Origin of the sequence: Rossellomorea sp. y25 (genome assembly GCF_038049935.1) — a bacterium.
Lineage (GTDB): Bacteria > Bacillota > Bacilli > Bacillales > Bacillaceae_B > Rossellomorea.
In genome coordinates this window covers 1,426,016-1,444,385 of record NZ_CP145886.1, presented here as the reverse complement: position 1 = coordinate 1,444,385, position 18,370 = coordinate 1,426,016, and the positions used below count along the sequence as shown (strand labels likewise).

Genomic DNA, 18,370 nt, shown 5'->3' with positions numbered 1-18,370 from the left:
ATCGGATCAGGAAACTGATCCGATTTTTCTTCAGTTCATATTTTCAGGTAAGACACCTAAATCGATTCCCCACACGAGTGGCATGAAAAAATAAATCAAAAGTGCAATACATACGATACTAATCAGATTTAACCATATACCCGCCTTGACCATGTCTCCCATTTTGATATAACCTGATCCGAATACGACAGCATTCGGAGGTGTAGCCACCGGCAGCATGAAAGCACATGACGCAGCTAAGCCCGCCGCCACCATCAGACTATAAGGGTGAACATTCAAGGCAGCTGCAAGAGCAGCCATTATCGGAAACATCATCGTGGCTGTTGCCGTATTGGACGTAATTTCCGTTAAGAAAATAACAAAGGTCGTCACTGCAAGCAAGATGATAATGAAGGATATTCCTTCAAGAATCGTTAGTTGCTGTCCGATCCACTCTGCCAACCCCGTCTCTTTGAAACCTTTGGCAATGGCAAGACCTCCACCGAATAAGAGCAGGATTCCCCATGGAAGCTTCTTCGCATCATCCCAATTGATCAATCGCGATTCTTTTCTTCCTGGAAGAAGGAATAAAACGAGTGCCCCTGTAATCGCTATGATGGTGTCGTCTAATGACGGAATCCATTGGTTCAATAGAAACGATCGGGTGATCCAGCATAGGGCTGTAGCGACAAAGACCGTAAGAACAAGCTTTTCTTCAAATGAAATGCGACCAAGAGACCGGTTCTCTTTCTCTACAATCTCCCTTCCCCCCGGCAATTCTTTAATCTTTAATGGAAAAGCCACCTTGATTAAATACCACCAAGTAACAAATAGAAGAATAGCAGCAAGTGGAACCCCAAAAAGCATCCATTTCGCAAACGAGAAATCAATCCCATACAACTGTTTCACCACTGCAGCAAATATCGTGTTTGGAGGCGTTCCGATCAACGTTCCCAAGCCTCCGATCGATGCACTATAGGCAATCCCCAGCATGATCACTTTACTGAAGTGACCTGTTCTTTTAGCCCCCTCCTTTTCTAGACTTTGATTCACTTGATAAATCACGGCTGTTCCAATCGGAAGCATCATCATAGCCGTTGCCGTATTCGAGATCCACATAGATAAAAAACCAGTAGCCAGCATGAATCCAAGTACAATTCTTTCAGTGCCTGTACCAATCAACAAAATGATGTTCATGGCAATGCGCTTATGTAAGTTCCACTTTTCCATCGCAATTGCAATGATAAACCCACCCATAAAAAGAAAAATCGTACTATCACCATAGGCAGACGTGACATCCCCGGATTGAAGAGCTCCCGTAAGTGGAAACAAAATGATAGGCAACAAAGCAGTAGCCGGAATTGGTATTGCTTCTGTTATCCACCATACCGCTATCCATGTTGTACCTGCAAGGACAGCAACAGCCTCCTTCGCTAAACCTTCAGGAGAGAAAAATAACATAATAAGAATAAATAGGAGTGGTCCCAAAATAAACCCGATTTTCTGTCTTGGGTTTGCATTAGGCTCCGGAACAAGATTTGTATCCACCGTGTCTGAAGCAGCAGGCGTACTTCCGGAAGTGAAAAATTGCAAAGTATCCATCACATCTCCATGCCATTTCCAAAGTGTCCCCCATGCGTTTTTCACAATTAGCATCTACTCATTCCCCCATTACTCGTCTTACTAAAACTCTATCGACCATCGAAAGCGCTGTCAATTATATCCACTCCAAATAATATAAATAACTGAATATTCATTTCTTTCTTCCTACTCTCCTCACGCTTTCTCCTTCAAAGGATGTACATCTTCTTCAGGACATTCGCCCTCTCCCTACTAAACAAAAAACAAACCATATCTTCATAAACCTTTTCGTTGTAAAATATTGTTATAGAGTGATGACTGTTATTTCAAAGGAGACAATATGAAAATCTATTGGCAAATAAGCTATTTTGTAATAGGATTACTTATTTTCAGCTATGGGATCAGTATGTCCATTAAAGTGCAATATTTAGGGATCCATCCATGGGATGTGTTAAACATTGCCATGTTTGAGAAGTTCGGCTTAACGATTGGAACATGGAATATAATTGTCGGTGCCACCCTGATTGCAGGCACCCTTGTTCTGAAAGGGAAGTATGTTCGTATCGGGACAATCCTTAACGGAGTAATGGTTGGCATGTTGGTCGACTTCTTTCTATTTTACGATCTACTTCCGCCTCAAACGAACATAGTCGCAGATATCCTGATTCTATTATCAGCGATTATTTTAATGGGGATTGGCGGAGGATTGTATTCAGCGGCTCACCTTGGTACAGGTCCGCGTGACGGGTTTATGCTTACCATTTCGGACCTGACCAACTTATCAATCAGCAGAGTCCGGATCATGTGTGAGTGTGCGGTGTTACTAATCGGACTGCTTCTTTCCGGTCCAGTCTTCGTTTTCACCTTTATTTATACGTTTATTCAAAGTCCCATCTTTCAAAAATCCTTTTTATTTTTTACCGATAGACTCAATACCCGATTCACCAGTCGAAATAATGTAAGTTTGTAAAAAGGACAAATGCCTCAGGCATTTGTCCTTTTCTGCGTTATGACATCTCGCATGCCACTAAGCCGTATTGTTGATGGGGATTCAATTGCTTTATAAACTGAAATAATTGCTGCACCTGTTCATTTTCCATATCCCGCTTATAGTATTCTTCCAAGACCGACAGCATTTCATCAGGATACATCAAACAGGTATGACTTCCCCAGTCTGTTTGCCTGCCTTCTAATTTCTTATAATAAATGCCATCCAATAGGGAGAAAAAGAGTTCATACCCTTTCGGAAAAAACGGACTGATCCTTTTCGGGTAATTATGATTCCAGTCTCCCCCTTCATAATGAAATGTCTGGTCCGTTAAATCACCGATAAAGACTTCAACATCTGCCAAGCTATCTCCTCCTCTAGATAAATTTTAACCTTTATTATTATGTATAAGCCCGTCCTGTTATTTAGAACTGATTCGTTATTATTAAACTAGAAAAGAGCCGCTTCAGGATCTTCACCTGAAAACGGCTCCGTATTTTCACAAATATTTTCTTTGAACACTTCTGCCGTCATACGTAAATAACATATCACGGTTCTCCACACGGGTTTCGATATGCACCGGTCTTCCCCACAGCTGATGCAGATACGGTAAAACCTTTTCTAAATACTTAATATCGAGCTCCACGTCTTCAAACCAGTGCTTAAGATAAAGCTCCCCGCTCTTCATATAATCCCCATCATTCACCGTAATGTAAGGGAACCCGCCATTAACCCTCATGCCTACCAGCTGGTCCCGTACATGAGTCCATTCTTTATCGACGATTTTATAGTCCTTCCCTTGCTTCTGGAACAAATACATATCTTCTCTCGTAACAAGATCCTTTGTTAAATAGTTCCGTAAGAAAGAAATGTCAGATTCAATCTCACGAACCTCAAACATTTTTTCACGGCCGGAATTCGGTTTCGCCCCACGCTTTTTCATTTCATCCGTAGGGTTGTCGAAACGATCTTCAATATCCTCAAAAATCTTCAATCCTAAATAATACGGATTAATCTGCGTACGGGAAGGCTGTACAACACCTGCATTCAGCTTTGCAAACTCAATGGACTCACCACTCGTCAGATCCATTTCACGGATGATTCGCTGGTGCCAATACGAAGCCCATCCTTCATTCATGATTTTCGTTTCAAGCTGTGGCCAGAAATACAGCATCTCTTCCCTCATCATCGTCAATATATCCCGCTGCCAATCAGACAACTCCCTGCTGTACTGCTCGATAAAGAGAAGAATATCTTTTTCCGGCTGAGGAGGGAACTTCTTCTTCACCTTTTTCTTTTCTCTGCTCTTCGGCTTTTCATCCAATGACCACAGATCATCATAAGGTGTCGCATGAATCACTTCTTCCTCTACCCATTCCACATCATCCATCGTCCACGACAGCTTCGGGCGCATTAATGACGGATCAATATGCTCATCCACGGCAAGCACGGCATCCAGGAAGTTTTCAACCTCCTGCTTCCCATGTTCTATCTCATATCTTCGCACTCGTTCCGCAGTAGCCGCCATGCTCTCTACCATATCCCGCTTCGTGTTCTGGAATCGGACATTATTCTTAAAGAAATCACAATGGGCCAACACATGTGCCACAATCAACTTATTCTGAATAAGCGAATTCGAGTCCAATAAAAAAGCATAACAAGGATCAGAATTAATCACGAGTTCATAAATCTTGCTTAAACCCAAATCATATTGAAGCTTCATCTTATGAAACTGTTTACCAAAACTCCAGTGAGAAAAACGAGTCGGCATCCCATAAGCACCAAATGTATAAATAATCTCAGCAGGACAAATCTCATAGCGCATCGGATAAAAATCAAGACCAAACCCGGCTGCAATCTCAGTAATTTCCCCTATAGCATTTTGTAACTGCCTTTGCTCCTCTAAATTCATCGTCATCCCCCTCTTTATTCTCTTATCTAAATGTATGAAAAGAAAAGGGATTTGATGAGAAGAAAAGCGGAGGCGGGTTGGGCAGGCCAGACAAGCATAGGATGAAGTCGACAAAAAAAGCTGCTCCCTATCGTTAATTGGGAACAGCTCTTCAACAAATATTACATTCTTATATTCTTTTGCAGGATCATTACTGGAATGAGAGTACCCAGCAGTAAGAGCGCTGATAGTGAGAAAATCATTGAAATACTCAGTATTTCAAGAAGCAGCCCTACTCCAACAGAGGATAACCCAAACAGCAATGTGGTTAACGCTCCTTGTGCAGCATAGATTTTCCCAAGCTCTTCAGGTGGTGCACTTTCCTGCAAATACGTCTGAAGAACGACATTTTTAATTTGATCAAACAAACCGAACACAAAGGTTAAAACGAGTGCAAGGAGAGCAACCTTATTCCAGGCATAGACGAGTGTCACACTTGATGTAAAGACCATGCAAAGCGGGAGCCATCTATGCCTGAACTTTGAAAACAAGCCGTGAAGCTTAAAAATCAAATACGAAGCAAGAACCAAGCCTACAAAGAAGCTGGAGTTGATGAACCCCCACCATTCTTCCCCTCTCTGCAATTGCAGATCAACATACAAATACAAAACAGCCGCAATCCAAACGGTGCCAGAAATCGACTCTAACCCATAGATCCAAAACACGGGAACTAATCCCTTTCTCTTTCTAACCTCTGACCACCCTTCTCCAAGCTGTTGCCACCAAACTTTTCTCACTTCTAAGCTGGTGCTTGGGATAACAGGCAGCTTCATCATAAACAACGTACTTGCAAGAAACAAAACAATGATCACGATAAAAAGATTCGTTTCATTTATAAGCGATAATAGGATTCCACCTAATGCCCAGCTTGAGAATTGTATCGTCTGATCCACGGTAGAAAGGAATCCGTTCGCCCCCATCAACTCTTCCCGTTTCACAAGAAAAGGCACATAAGAGTTCCTGGCAGGCAATGCCCAGCCATCTAAAAATGAAATGATACTCGCACACCCTAAAAAGAACCACACATTTTCAATATTGAGTACCATTAACAAGAGAAAAAAACATAGGAAGAATGTTTTCCCCATTTGAGAGTAAGCAATCAAACTCTTCATTTGCGTGCGATTCAACAGAAGAGGTGCCGCCATACTACTGATGAAACGCGAAAACGTAATCACCAAAGGAACGGCCGTCATATAAACAGCAGAACCCGTTATATTGTATACAAGGGAGATTAACCCAACAATGTACAAAATATCTCCCATATTGGCTAACGCTTGACCGAACCAAAGATTTCTAAATGCAGTGGAATGCATATCTTTTCCTCCCTCTATTCAGTTTTTATTTAGGTGAGAAAAGATGGCATCACATGGGAATAAAGATCCCCTTTCAAATTATGTATAGGTTTATTTTAGCAAATCGTTTCAATTTTTGCAGTGAATACTTTATTTTATTAACAATACGGTGTTTTGGTGTTAGATTGTGACGCATTCTAACATACACCACGTGGTATATTAGGTGTTTTGCTAGGGTTATTGTGCCAAATCTGGTTTGTTGTGCCAGATTTACGCTTTGTTGTACCACTTTTGGAGAAACTTGTGCCAAATTGTGAACACCGCATCATTGCAATGACAAAATACCCTCCTTTAGATATCCGTTCACAAGCCGAACAAAAAAAGCCTTCTCTTAAGAAGACTTTATCTGTTGCACCTATTCCTGCACCGTAATGTTCAGTATTTTTTCATTATCAAGATCGTGTACGACGACTACAAGTACCTTTTTCTCTGCATTGTTCTCTTGAACGGTAAATTCAAATGAATCGGCCACTTTGTTTTCAGTCATTTTCTTTCTACCTTGATATTGATAATCCTTCACAGGCTGACCAGGATAATCTTCTTTAATAACGGCTGTGGCAATCCGGCCAAATTTTTGATAATCCGTTGGTTGAGCATTTGCATGACTTGAAAATAACAGAAAAAATACGGTTGATGCAATCACTATGACTTTCTTCATTATCATCACCTCTGTTTACGTTTCATTAATAGGATGAATTAAATTCACTGATTTATTCACCCAATAGTAGGAAAGCCAGCATTTGCAACATAACCAACTTTTACAGAGAAATAAATGCGGTTTTCTCCATACAATATGATTACCCCTTCAAAAGGAGGGAAACCAAGTGAACAAAGTCGATTACGATCGGGCCTTGTATTACACTCACCGATCAGAATGGGATAACCTGTTGATCCTCATGGTGAGAACGAAGGATGACCTTCTTTCGAAAAGAATTGAACACTTCTTACATGCGTACCATTTTTCAAATGATTACACGATTGTAGAGCGTAACCTATATACGCTTTTACGATATATTGAACATGCAAACTTCACCTATAGTGTAGAGCAACCACTTGAGGAAACCTTTGCAGAGATGTAGCTACAAGAGAATTCCACCTACGGCTGATCCAATTAGTATGCGCTATTGGATCAGCTTTTATTATTTTGGTATGTTTAAATTGAACCTAAAAAAAACCGGCACAATGCCGATTTTCGCGACTAAGAAGATATTTCACTTTTCACCAGTTCAGCCGCTTTCACATACACCTTCAGTTCCCTCATCAAGTCATCGACTAATTTAGCTGGTTCTTCTAAGAGTCCGTCCCCTTCATAATCAAAACAGTGTGGATCAAGGATGAGCTGCTTTGGAATGACGTTTGCATACACTCCACGGCCGACGATGCGAAGGTTGTTCAAGCAGTTGATCCCCCCCTTTCCTCCACCGGCACATGCAAGTAGTGCCACTGGTTTGTGGGCAAATTGCTCGCTGCTCAGAAAATCGAGTGCATTTTTCAATGTCCCGCTCATACCGCTGTGATATTCAGGGGAAGCTAAAATGACGGCGTCTGCTTCCGTCACTTTTTGTTTAAGTACTCGAACGGATTCAAGCTCTGATTGATCCTGCTCCCCATTGTACAAGGGGAGTGACCCCTCACTTAAGTCGATAAGGTCACAGTCATATGTCCGGGCAATGAATCGTGATGCAATTCCAGTACGCCCGCGTTTTCTTGGACTTCCATTAATAATTACAATACTCATATTAGAAAAATCCTTTCCTGTTTAGTTTGATGTCAATTGATGTTTAACGGCATACAATGCCGCTTGGGTTCGATCCGTTACTTCCAGCTTGGAAAAAATGTTTGAAATATGAGTCTTGACGGTTTTTTCCGTTATAAAAAGGCTGGAAGCAATCTCTTTGTTACTCTTCCCTTTCGTAAGCTCAATCAAAACATCCTTCTCCCGTTTGGTAAGCTCATGGATTTTGTGGGGTGGTTCTTTTCTGGAAATACGGGTGAGTAAATGGTTGGTTGCCTTAGGATGGAGAGAGTTTTCCCCGGATAAAAGCTTCCGGATACTATTCACTAATTCATCGGGTTCAATATCTTTTAATTGGTACCCGGCTGCTCCTGCTTCAATGGCCGGAATCACGTGATTCTGATCGGAAAAGCTGGTGAGCATGAGTATTTGAATAGCGGGATGATTCTTTTTAATTTCCTTTGTTGCTTGAATTCCGTCCATGACCGGCATCATTAAATCCATCAAGATGATATCGGGTTCCAATGTTTCAGCTAATTGAACGGCTTCTGCACCATTCTTCGCTTCTCCCACGATGTCCAGGTCCTTTTGTGTTTTCAGAAAGAAGACGAGGCCTCTACGTACGACATGGTGGTCATCTACTATTAACACTCTGATCATGCATGGCACCTCCTATCCTAATAGGGTATTTGAACTGATATACTCGTTCCTTTTCCGAGTTGACTGTTTATCGTTAGTTCTCCACCAATGCTTTTCACACGTTCCTTCATACTTTGTATCCCCACAGAAGGCAGAGCATGTTTGGTGTCATATTGAAACCCGTAGCCTCTATCTTCAATCATTAAATGAATGAAATGGGATTCACTTTTTAATGTATAAAAAATGTACTTCTCACCAGAATGCTTTTTACAATTACTAAGGGCTTCCTGGCTTACCCGCCACAGGACTTCTTCTATCCTGGAACTTAGGGAAATGACGCCCTCTACTTTCGTTTCAAGGGTCAAGCCCAGCATTTCTGCGTATCCTTTCACGGCTTCGACTATTCCATTTTCCAAACCATGGGGTCTTAATTGCCAGATGAGGGCCCTCATTTCCGATAGAGCTTCCTGGGCAAGATTCTGAATGGTCTTGAAGGTGCCATTCACTTCCTCTTCCCCGGTCATCTCCGCCCCGCCTCTTGCAGTTAGCGTAAGTGAGAATAACAGTTGATTCACAGAGTCATGAAGATCCCTTGCCAATCGGTTCCTTTCACCAATAAGAGCAACTTCCTGCTCTTTCTTTGTCAGTGTAATTCTCTTGATGGCGGAACCGATTTGGAAGGCAACCGATTCGAGAAGAGCAAGTTCAGCGGTTGAAAAGTGGGTTTTATTCGGAGCTGCAACATTTAATAACCCAAAGGATTCATTTCCGGACTGCAGAGGGACCGTTGCATGGTACGTGATTTCATCTGTATCCCCTCTGTTTTCTTCAATGGCCTGCTCAATGCGCTGACATTCGATGATATTGGAGGCTTTCGTAAGTTTTCCATTTCGAAAGCGATTGACACACCAGCAGCCGCCCCTTTTCATCAGCTCACATTTCCGGTCAGATAGTGACTCCGGGAGATTCTCATGGGAGACAAGCTCGTGACTGCCTTCCTTTTCAATAAAGAAAATCCATCCCGTTGTGAAGCTTGTGCCTCTGATCAGCTTCTTCAATGCACCTGAAAGCATAGAAGAAAGCTCTGTTTCATTGTTCAGCAATTCGGCTATCTCTTTCAAAAGCTCGATATTTGAAAGGGATTCTTGATTCATCTTCATCGTCCTCCCCGATCCTTCACTACTATTATATAGATTTCACACAAAACCGGTATTCTCAAAAAGAATGAAACACTCTACGACCTTTGACTGAAAACGTATGTTCTTTTTCAATCCAAAAAAACAAGAGATGTACCAGCACATCTCTTGTTTTTTTATTACGCAATCCAATGCAATACTGCTGTTTGTTTTACGCCTCACCTACAGATGAACTGATCATCGTTTCTACTTTCGCCATGATGGCTTTTTGCAGAGCATGTAATTTATTATCGCTATCGCTTTGTGTCTTACCAATTACACTGAAATAGAATTTGATCTTCGGCTCTGTTCCTGATGGACGCAGGCAAATCCATGATCCGTCTTCAAGATGATATTTCAGAACATTGGATGACGGTAATTGAATGGTTGATTCTTCACCGGATTGCAGGTCAACCTTTTTACTTACTTTATAGTCTTCCGATGATACGACCTTCAAGCCAGCTACTTCTTTCAGTGGCTCGTTTCTGAAATCCTTCAGAATTCCCTGAATTTGTTCTGCGCCTTCTTTTCCTTTTAGAGTTAAGCTCTTAAGCCCCTCTTGATAGAAGCCATGCTGCTCGAATAAATCATTCAGCACATTATAGAGAGTTTTCCCCTGCTTCTTATAGTATGCAGCCGCTTCTGCTGCCATCAGTACGGCTTGTATCGCATCTTTATCGCGGGCAAAGTCGCCGATTAAGTACCCATAGCTTTCTTCGTATCCGAATAAGAATGAGTATTCGCCTGTTTCTTCATATTTTTTTATTTTTTCACCTATGAATTTAAAGCCTGTTAGTACATCTTCCACTGAAGCCCCGTAATGTTCAGCCACTTTACGGCCAAGTTCAGATGTAACGATCGTTTTAAATACACGCCCATTCTCAGGAATCATATTTTTCTCCTGTTTACGTGCCAGAATATAATCAAGTAGAATCGCACCTGTTTGGTTTCCAGTGAGAAGAATATACTCGCCTGATTCTCCTTTTACAGCTACGCCTAAGCGATCTGCATCGGGATCTGTCGCAATCAGGATATCTGCGTCGATTTCCTTCCCGTCACGGATGGCATATTCAAAGGCCGCTTTATCTTCCGGGTTCGGGGATTTCACAGTCGTAAACTCAGGATCCGGAATCGCCTGCTCCTTTACGATGTGAACAGACTCATACCCTAAAGCTTTCAGACCCTTTTCAGCCATCTTTAAAGCTGTTCCATGTAATGGAGAAAACACGATTTTCAAATCGACTTCCTTGGCGATTTGCGGTTTTTCAGAAATCGAAATCAGATGCTCCAGGTAAGATTGATCGATCTCTTCGCCAATCAATTTAATCAGGCCGGATGATTTCAATTCTTCTTCAGGTTTAACTTCAATTTCCAGCTCATTTTCCACTTCATTCACTTTATCGATAACGGCATCGGCTATGTGTGGAGGCAGCTGAGCTCCATCCTCACCGTATACTTTGTATCCATTATATTCAGGTGGATTATGGCTTGCCGTTACCACGATTCCAGAGAACGCCTTTAATTGTCTAAGGGCAAATGAAAGCTCCGGAGTCGGCTTGAGTTCGTCGAACACATATGTTTGAATACCATGTGTAGCCAATGTCTTAGCTGATTCCATGGCAAATTCAGGTGATTTATAACGGGAATCGTAAGCGATTACAACTCCGCGCTTTTTAGCCTCTTCGCCTTGTTCTTCTATGTATCGTGCTAATCCTTCAGAGGCCTTTCTAACTGTATAAATGTTCATCCGGTTGGTTCCGGGACCAATTTCTCCTCTCATTCCACCAGTACCAAATTCAAGGTTTTTGTAGAATGCGTCTTCTAAGGTTTTTTCGTCGTCTTTCATTGCTCCTAAAAGCTCGTTGATCTCTTCATCTAGATGCAAGTAGTCGCTCCATTTTTCCCATGATGTTTTCCAACTCAAAACGATCCCCTCCTAATGCTGTATAATAATAAATTCTATCACAAATTGTAGAAATCCTGCTAAAACAATCCGTCACATGTCGACAAGATTCGTTCAGTCCTTATTTTAGCATAATTTTTCTTAAATAAAGCCCCACTGAATAAATCAGCGGGGCTTTATATTTCAGCATTACTTCTTATAATTCACTCCATATACATCATGTCGTCGATCTTTCAGCTGACGGACCGTTCCCGATTGACGCTGGCGTCGCAGGACTTCGAGATCGACGTCTCCGATCATGACCATTTCAATGTTCGGATTGGTTTCGCCGACGATTCCGTCACGTGCAAATTCAAAGTCGGACGGAGCAAAGATACCTGATTGAGCATATTGAATGTCCATATTTTCCGTTTGTGGAAGATTTCCGACCGTACCGGAAATGACTGTATAGATTTGGTTCTCAACAGCACGGGCTTGTGCACAGTATCTGACACGAAGATACCCTTGGCGATCTTCTGTACAGAATGGGGTAAAAATGATTTTCGCCCCTTTGTCTGTTGCGATACGGGCAAGCTCAGGGAATTCAATATCATAGCAGATTTGGATCGCAATCTTACCGCAATCCGTATCAAAGACCCTTACAGAATCTCCAGGGCTGATTCCCCACCACTTGCGTTCATTTGGTGTGATATGAATCTTGTACTGCTTCTCAATCGTTCCATCACGGCGGAAGAGATACGCGATATTGTAAATTTCATCGTCTTCTTCCTTAACGAAGTGAGACCCTCCAATAATATTGACGTTGTAACGAACGGCTAAATCCGTGAATAATTCAATGTATTCCTCTGTAAAATCCGTTAACTTTCTTACAGCGAGGCTCGGTGATTGAATATTCAGGAATGACATGAGCTGTGTAGTGAAGATTTCAGGGAACACGACGAAATCTGATTTCGCATCTGATGCTACATCTGTGAAATATTCAACCTGATTCGCGAATTCCTCGAAGGAATTGATTTTACGCATCATGTATTGAACAACACAGATTCTGACAGGATAACTTGTTTTGAAATGCCGCTTGCTTGACGGACGGTAATCGACGTTATTCCACTCCATTAAAGTGGCATATTTATGTGATCGTTTGTCGTCAGGTAAATAGTTCGGGTTGATCCGCATCAGGGTGAAGCCGTTTAATAATTGGAAGGATAGTACAGGGTCATAGATCTTATGACGCCCGACTGAATCCACGTACTCCCTTGGAGACATCTCCTCTGAGTGTTTATGGTAGTTAGGGATGCGTCCCCCAATGATGATACTCTTTAAATTCCATTGTCGTGCAAGATCCTTCCTTGCTTCATATAAACGGTGTCCTACCTTCATGCGTCGATATTCAGGGTGCACCATGACTTCGATTCCGTACAGGTTATAGCCATCAGGATTGTGATTCGTTATGTAACCATTATCCGTTACATCATCCCACGTATGGCGGTCGTCATACTCGTCAAAGTTAATGATCAGGCTCGAGCATGATGCAATAATTTCCCCTTCTAATTCGGCGACAAGCTGACCTTCCGGAAAAACGTCCAAATGACTTTCCAGATGCTCTACCTTCCAGGGATCCATCCCTGGGAAACAAACAGACTGCATGTTGATAATATCTCGAATGTCCTTATGTTCCATTGGACGAATGATCATTTTCTTTTCAAACTGTGATAAGTCTAGTTTTTCTGCCATCTATGATCTACTCCTTCATAAAATACCTGAATTATATACCCTTATAGTGCACTGTTGAAACGAAGTTCATGACAGTCCATCCCTTTTATTTTAGCAAAGGGGGGTGTATGAATTGAAGAAATTTGATTTGTCTGTAAATGTTCTGCAGTGGTGGTTGATTTGTTCAAGTTCTTTAACAACAAACAAATCCCCTTAAAAATAGAAGCACCCGATGATATGGGTGCTTCCTTTCATTTTATCCTCTAAAATAATATGCCGTTGCTTCCCATGGGTTTAAAGTAAACTCATCTTTCTCCTGCTTTTCTTCGTTTGTTATGAGGACTTCAGCCTGATTGATATCAAAAGAAGCGACGTTATCGATGACTTGCTTTTCTCCTGATACATTGCAAAGAACCAAGATTTTCTCACATCCATACGTTCTTGTATAAGCATACACGGAAGGATGATCTGCATAATGAAGTTCGAATGATCCGTATGGGATAATTTCATACTCCTTGCGAAGAGCGATCAATTTTTGATAGTAGTAAAAAATGGACTCGGAATCATTCAGTGCCTTTTCTGCATTAATTTCTTTGTAGTTCGGGTTAAGGGCAATCCACGGTTCTCCTTCAGTGAACCCTCCCTGGTCACCGCTGTTCCACTGCATAGGGGTTCTGGCGTTGTCCCTTCCCTTTACGTAAATGGACTTCATGATATCTTCCGGATTCATGCCTTCCGCTACTTTTTCACGATACATGTTCAGGGTTTCAATATCTTTGTACTCTTCAATGGAAGAAAATCGGACATTCGTCATTCCGATTTCTTCCCCTTGATAAATGTAAGGCGTCCCCTGCATCAGATGAAGAAGTGTTGCCAGCATTTTCGCAGATTTTATGCGGTACTCTCCATCGTCACCAAGTCGTGACACAATCCTTGGCTGATCGTGGTTGTTCCAGTACAAACTGTTCCAGCCCTTTCCGTGAAGTTCCGTCTGCCACTTTGTTAAAATGGTTTTCAATTTTACAAGGTCGAAAGGAATGACATCCCATTTCCCTCCTGGGCCCGAGTCCACATCCATATGCTCAAACTGAAATACCATATTCACTTCATTGCGATCCTTACCTGTGTAAAGGACGGCTTCATCCGGCGACACACCCGGCATTTCACCAACCGTCATCGCATCATAATGTGAAAGGACCTCTTGATTCATTTCCTGTAGGAACTCATGAATACGTGGACCGTTCATAAAGTAATCATGACCTGAAGCATACGTTTTGCCTTCAGGATTCGGCGCATCAGGCAATGTTGGCTCTTTGGAAATGAAGTTGATGACATCCATACGGAAACCATCGATCCCTTTGTCCAGCCAGAATTTCATCATGTCATAGATTTCCTGGCGCAGCTTCGGATTCTCCCAGTTTAGATCCGGTTGTTTTTTCGAGAAGAGATGCAGGAAATATTCCTCTGTCGTTTCATCATATTCCCAAGCAGAACCGCTAAATACAGACTCCCAGTTATTCGGCTCTATTCCGTCTTTTCCTTCACGCCAAATATAATAATCGCGATATGGATTGTCCTTCGATTTCCTCGATTCCACAAACCAGCCGTGCTCATCGGAAGAGTGATTCACCACTAAGTCCATCACAAGCTTTATACCACGATTATGCATTTCCGCAAGCATTTCTTCCCAATCAGCCATCGTTCCGAACTCATCCATAATCTTTTTATAATCGCTTATATCGTACCCATTGTCATCATTAGGAGATTCATACACAGGAGATAACCAGACCACATCGATCCCCAATTCTTTCAAATAATCCAATTTTGAAATGATTCCTCTAATATCCCCGACACCATCCCCGTTCGAATCCATGAAGCTGCGAGGATAAATTTGATAGACGACCGATTCTTTCCACCATTGTTTTGTCATGTGTGTTTTCCTCCTATAAAATCAATTTAAAAATAGAGCGCTTTCTGCAAACGCTTGCACAAATCGTTAAAAAAATATCATATTTGCTCATAAAGATTTCTTATTTTACTTTTATAATAATAACATACTATAATTTGATAGAATATACGAAGAAAGGAATTCTATATGAACAAAAAAGCAGATTCTCTGTTATTCCTGGCATGGGCTTCCTCTCTTGTGGCATCTCTGGGGAGTTTATATTTCTCTGAAATCATGAAATATGAGCCATGTGAATTATGCTGGTATCAGCGTATTTTAATGTATCCAATGGTCATTCTATTAGGTGTGGCTTATGTTCGCAAAGATTTTCAAGCGGCACTATATTCTACGAGTTTATCTGGAATCGGTATCCTCGTTTCCTTGTATCACTACTCTATTCAAAAAGTATCATTCCTATCAGAGAGTGCACCTGCCTGCGGACGTGTCCCATGTACAGGCGAATACATTAACCTGTTCGGCTTTATCACCATCCCATTCTTGGCATTGACCGGTTTCATCATCATCTTCATCGCAAGTGTAATGGTATTAAAAGCATTAAAGGAGGACAAATAGATTGAAGAAAATCATCATATTTCTTGTAGCGATTGTCGCATTATTTGCTAGCATCGCGCTCATCACAAGCATGCAAAACAGTCAAAAGGCAGAGGGAAATAAGTTCAAAAAAGCGAATCTTAACCCGGCCACTGTAGAACTGCTGGACGACCCTAACTATCAAAATGTAATCTTACCAGAGGAATTAGAAGAAAAATTAAAGAATAACGAAGACGTGACTGTGTATTTCTATAGTTCAACATGTGTTCACTGTAAGAGAACCACTCCTACCCTGGCACCTCTCGCAGAAGACATGGGAGTCGATATGGTTCAGTACAATTTACTTGAATTCGAACAAGGATGGGATCAATACCGAATCGAAGCTACACCGACACTGGTACATTTCAAAAATGGTAAAGAAGTAGCGAGAATCGTAGGAGAACAGCCTGAAGAAGAATTCGAGAAGTTTTTTGAAGAGAACGTTACGAAAGAATAAGTAAGCAAAAAAAAGAGGGGCTGACTTTTCTACGAGTCAGCCCCTTTCAAGTGAGGAGGAATTTCAAGATGAAGACACAGTGTATCTTCAAATTAACTTATTACAAGCTATTTTCCCCTCACTTGAATCTTCTAAACATTTTTATGCGAATTTTCTAAAGTATCAAACTTTTCCCGGCGTGATTTTTCTATACAAGCAACTGGTTATCCGCTCTCGAATAAATACTTAAATTATGCTTACAATCCGATTCTTCACTGAATTGATCATACGACAGTGGGAAAAACATACCAAAGCCTTGAAGAATTTCAGCATTGTGGTAAAACATTTCTTCATACACATCTTCTTTTGATCCGCTCTCCACAATGGAAATCAATGTTTGTAAGCTTGAAATCACCTGAAATGCTTCCTTAAGGGTTCCAAAGTATTCAAAGTTTCTCGTCGTCGTATGTAATACTTGCATATCATCAAATTGTTCAATTTCATCATCTGTGAAATAATCAGGGAAAATAGTACAATACATGTACTGTATAAGCTCTTGAATTTTGTCTTCCTGTTCATGTGTTGATGCTAGTAAAACTTTCACCGTCATAACCCACCTTTGTAATGGTTGTAATCTCTCTGTAATAGATATATTAAGGATAACATAGAAGTAGAACCAACAGCGTGGTAATTATACCCATGAAATGGGTTGAACAGGAGTTAATTTAGGTTTAAATACCCACATAAGTATAAGATTATTGTCATTTGAAGGAGTTTTTTGATGAAAACACAGAAAAAAGGAGAACTATTTGAACTACTCATTCCAGATAAATGGAAAAATGTAACGATTGAAACAATTCTTAGAAATCACTGGCAAGCACCTAAGAAACTAATTCATTCCATGAGGATGAAGGGTGATATTAAAGTGAACGGGGCATCGATTTCCTGGACCCAGCCCCTATCCCCGGGAGATGCGCTACAGCTTCATTTATTTAAAGGAGTTGAATACGATGTCCCTCCGACATACGGAGAAATCGATGTGTTATTTGAAGATGACCACCTGATTGTCGTCAACAAACCTGCCGGGATCGATACTCACCCAAACCATCCAGATGAGACGGATTCCCTTGCAAATCTGGTGGCCTTTCACTATCAAGCCCGGGGAGAAAGCTGCCGCGTCATGCACATTCATCGTTTGGACCATGACACGTCGGGTGCAATTATTTTTGCCAAACATCCGTTAAGTAAAGCGATTCTTGACCGCCTCCTCACTGAGAGGCAGATCAAGCGTACATACCACGCTCTCGTTCATGGTCGATTGAAGCAGAAAAATGGCACCATCTCTGAACCGATAGGGAGGGACCGCCACCACAATACAAGAAGAAGAGTTTCACCTTCAGGTCAGGATGCAGTCACCCACTACAAGGTGCTGGAATATAAAAATACTTATACATTAGTGGAGGTCCAGCTTGATACGGGACGTACCCATCAGATTCGCGTCCATATGAGTCACATCGGTCATCCTCTGGTTGGCGACACATTATATGGAGGAAAACCGATTTTCAAAAGGCATGCCCTGCATGCAGCACGAATTTCATTTCTCCATCCGCTGACGGACGAGTGGATCGAATGTGAGGCTGAGTGTGTGGATGATGTTGGGCTGTGAGAACACAATAAAAAAACGAGACACTCTCAATCGCGAGTGTCTCGTTTTTTTCATATGTTGATTACTTCAATCCGTTTTTAACCGCTTCAGCGATTTGGATCGTACGGCGAGTTTGGTGTTTCACTGCAGGCTCTACGGATTCAACCATATTGCCCTCTTGATCGACTGTTACACTCGTTCCGTACGGGTTTCCTCCTGTAGTAAAGCTTGATTGATCTGTGTATCCAGGAGCTGCGATGATTGCACCCCAGTGCATCATCGTTGTGTATAAAGCTAGAACCGTCTGCTCCTGTCCACCGTGTGAGTTGCTTGCAGATGACGTGGCGCTCACTACTTTGTTTGCCAGCTTCCCATTGAACCAAAGACCTCCAGTGGTATCCAGAAAAGCTTTGACTTGAGAAGGAACGTTACCGAATCGTGTTGGGACATTGAAAAGGTAAGCGTCTGCCCATTCAAGATCGTCAAGTGTCGCAACAGGTACACTATCTTTTGTTTCATTATAATGCTTCTCCCAAGCAGGGTTTGAAGCAATTGCTGCTTCAGGTGCTGTTTCTTCAAAACGGAGTACCTTCACTTCAGCTCCAGCTTCTTTCGCAGCCTCTTCTGCCCATTTCGCCATTTGATAATTGGTTCCTGTTGAACTGTAATACATGATTGCTAATTTTACGTTAGACATAGTCGAAATCTCTCCTTTAAATATGGTTGATTTATAATAA

Annotated in this window: 18 protein-coding genes; 5 read left to right on the top strand and 13 right to left on the bottom strand. The window is 41.7% G+C overall.

All coding sequences use genetic code 11. The features are described 5' to 3' along the window. Nucleotides 1–30 precede the first annotated feature (30 nt). Entirely contained in the window at nucleotides 31–1,635 is a 1,605-nt protein-coding gene (locus AAEM60_RS07180) for a DASS family sodium-coupled anion symporter (protein ID WP_299739855.1), read from the bottom strand. Between the two features lie 265 nt (nucleotides 1,636–1,900). On the opposite strand from AAEM60_RS07180, the gene AAEM60_RS07175 reads away from it, so the two are divergent. Continuing rightward, nucleotides 1,901–2,530, top strand: coding sequence for a YitT family protein (locus tag AAEM60_RS07175; protein ID WP_299739853.1), 630 nt, complete (start codon nucleotides 1,901–1,903; stop codon nucleotides 2,528–2,530). 37 nt (nucleotides 2,531–2,567) lie between these two features. Here the strand turns inward: AAEM60_RS07175 and AAEM60_RS07170 are convergent, their stop codons facing one another. The 4 genes from AAEM60_RS07170 to AAEM60_RS07155 form a co-directional block, all read right to left on the bottom strand. Further along, nucleotides 2,568–2,912 (bottom strand): hypothetical protein, encoded by a 345-nt coding sequence (locus tag AAEM60_RS07170; protein WP_299739850.1) that lies wholly within the window; start codon nucleotides 2,910–2,912, stop codon nucleotides 2,568–2,570. A gap of 135 nt (nucleotides 2,913–3,047) precedes the next feature. Then, nucleotides 3,048–4,460: a SpoVR family protein gene (locus AAEM60_RS07165; RefSeq protein WP_341357730.1), complete on the bottom strand. Its 1,413-nt coding sequence runs from the start codon at nucleotides 4,458–4,460 to the stop codon at nucleotides 3,048–3,050. Nucleotides 4,461–4,621: 161 nt separating this feature from the next. Further along, complete coding sequence (locus AAEM60_RS07160; protein ID WP_341357729.1) at nucleotides 4,622–5,812, bottom strand: MFS transporter; 1,191 nt, start codon at nucleotides 5,810–5,812, stop codon at nucleotides 4,622–4,624. 394 nt (nucleotides 5,813–6,206) lie between these two features. Continuing rightward, nucleotides 6,207–6,509, bottom strand: a complete 303-nt coding sequence (locus tag AAEM60_RS07155; RefSeq protein WP_148968280.1) for a DUF3889 domain-containing protein — start codon at nucleotides 6,507–6,509, stop codon at nucleotides 6,207–6,209. Between the two features lie 166 nt (nucleotides 6,510–6,675). On the opposite strand from AAEM60_RS07155, the gene AAEM60_RS07150 reads away from it, so the two are divergent. Next, nucleotides 6,676–6,930, top strand: a complete 255-nt coding sequence (locus AAEM60_RS07150) for a YhdB family protein (RefSeq protein ID WP_299739838.1) — start codon at nucleotides 6,676–6,678, stop codon at nucleotides 6,928–6,930. 119 nt (nucleotides 6,931–7,049) lie between these two features. Here AAEM60_RS07150 and AAEM60_RS07145 read toward each other — a convergent pair whose 3' ends face one another. The 6 genes from AAEM60_RS07145 to AAEM60_RS07120 all read right to left on the bottom strand — a co-directional run bounded on the left by AAEM60_RS07145 (nucleotide 7,050) and on the right by AAEM60_RS07120 (nucleotide 14,943). Next, the gene (locus tag AAEM60_RS07145; protein WP_341357728.1) at nucleotides 7,050–7,589 is read right to left on the bottom strand and encodes an NADPH-dependent FMN reductase; all 540 of its coding nucleotides are present in this window, start codon (nucleotides 7,587–7,589) and stop codon (nucleotides 7,050–7,052) included. A 21-nt stretch (nucleotides 7,590–7,610) separates the two neighbouring features. Further along, nucleotides 7,611–8,246, bottom strand: a complete 636-nt coding sequence (locus tag AAEM60_RS07140; protein WP_299739834.1) for a response regulator transcription factor — start codon at nucleotides 8,244–8,246, stop codon at nucleotides 7,611–7,613. 17 nt (nucleotides 8,247–8,263) lie between these two features. Further along, entirely contained in the window at nucleotides 8,264–9,385 is a 1,122-nt protein-coding gene (locus AAEM60_RS07135; protein ID WP_341357727.1) for a GAF domain-containing sensor histidine kinase, read from the bottom strand. 187 nt (nucleotides 9,386–9,572) lie between these two features. Continuing rightward, on the bottom strand, nucleotides 9,573–11,324 hold the full coding sequence (locus AAEM60_RS07130) for a phospho-sugar mutase (RefSeq protein WP_341357726.1): 1,752 nt from the start codon (nucleotides 11,322–11,324) through the stop codon (nucleotides 9,573–9,575). 168 nt (nucleotides 11,325–11,492) lie between these two features. Further along, on the bottom strand, nucleotides 11,493–13,034 hold the full coding sequence (locus tag AAEM60_RS07125; RefSeq protein WP_299739829.1) for a bifunctional GNAT family N-acetyltransferase/carbon-nitrogen hydrolase family protein: 1,542 nt from the start codon (nucleotides 13,032–13,034) through the stop codon (nucleotides 11,493–11,495). Nucleotides 13,035–13,269: 235 nt separating this feature from the next. Continuing rightward, a complete protein-coding gene (locus AAEM60_RS07120) occupies nucleotides 13,270–14,943 on the bottom strand; it encodes an alpha-glucosidase (protein WP_299739827.1) in 1,674 nt (557 codons plus the stop codon). 165 nt (nucleotides 14,944–15,108) lie between these two features. On the opposite strand from AAEM60_RS07120, the gene AAEM60_RS07115 reads away from it, so the two are divergent. Next, nucleotides 15,109–15,534 (top strand): disulfide oxidoreductase, encoded by a 426-nt coding sequence (locus AAEM60_RS07115; protein ID WP_299739825.1) that lies wholly within the window; start codon nucleotides 15,109–15,111, stop codon nucleotides 15,532–15,534. A gap of 1 nt (nucleotide 15,535) precedes the next feature. Further along, nucleotides 15,536–16,009 carry a thioredoxin family protein gene (locus AAEM60_RS07110; protein ID WP_299739823.1) on the top strand — a complete coding sequence of 158 codons (474 nt, stop codon included), beginning with the start codon at nucleotides 15,536–15,538 and terminating at the stop codon, nucleotides 16,007–16,009. Between the two features lie 187 nt (nucleotides 16,010–16,196). Here AAEM60_RS07110 and AAEM60_RS07105 read toward each other — a convergent pair whose 3' ends face one another. Then, nucleotides 16,197–16,598, bottom strand: coding sequence for a DUF5365 family protein (locus AAEM60_RS07105; protein WP_299739821.1), 402 nt, complete (start codon nucleotides 16,596–16,598; stop codon nucleotides 16,197–16,199). 171 nt (nucleotides 16,599–16,769) lie between these two features. Here AAEM60_RS07105 and AAEM60_RS07100 point away from each other — a divergent pair, with 171 nt between their 5' ends. After that, entirely contained in the window at nucleotides 16,770–17,654 is an 885-nt protein-coding gene (locus tag AAEM60_RS07100; RefSeq protein WP_341357725.1) for an RluA family pseudouridine synthase, read from the top strand. 61 nt (nucleotides 17,655–17,715) lie between these two features. Here AAEM60_RS07100 and wrbA read toward each other — a convergent pair whose 3' ends face one another. Further along, complete coding sequence (gene wrbA / locus AAEM60_RS07095; protein ID WP_299739818.1) at nucleotides 17,716–18,330, bottom strand: NAD(P)H:quinone oxidoreductase; 615 nt, start codon at nucleotides 18,328–18,330, stop codon at nucleotides 17,716–17,718. Nucleotides 18,331–18,370 lie beyond the last annotated feature (40 nt).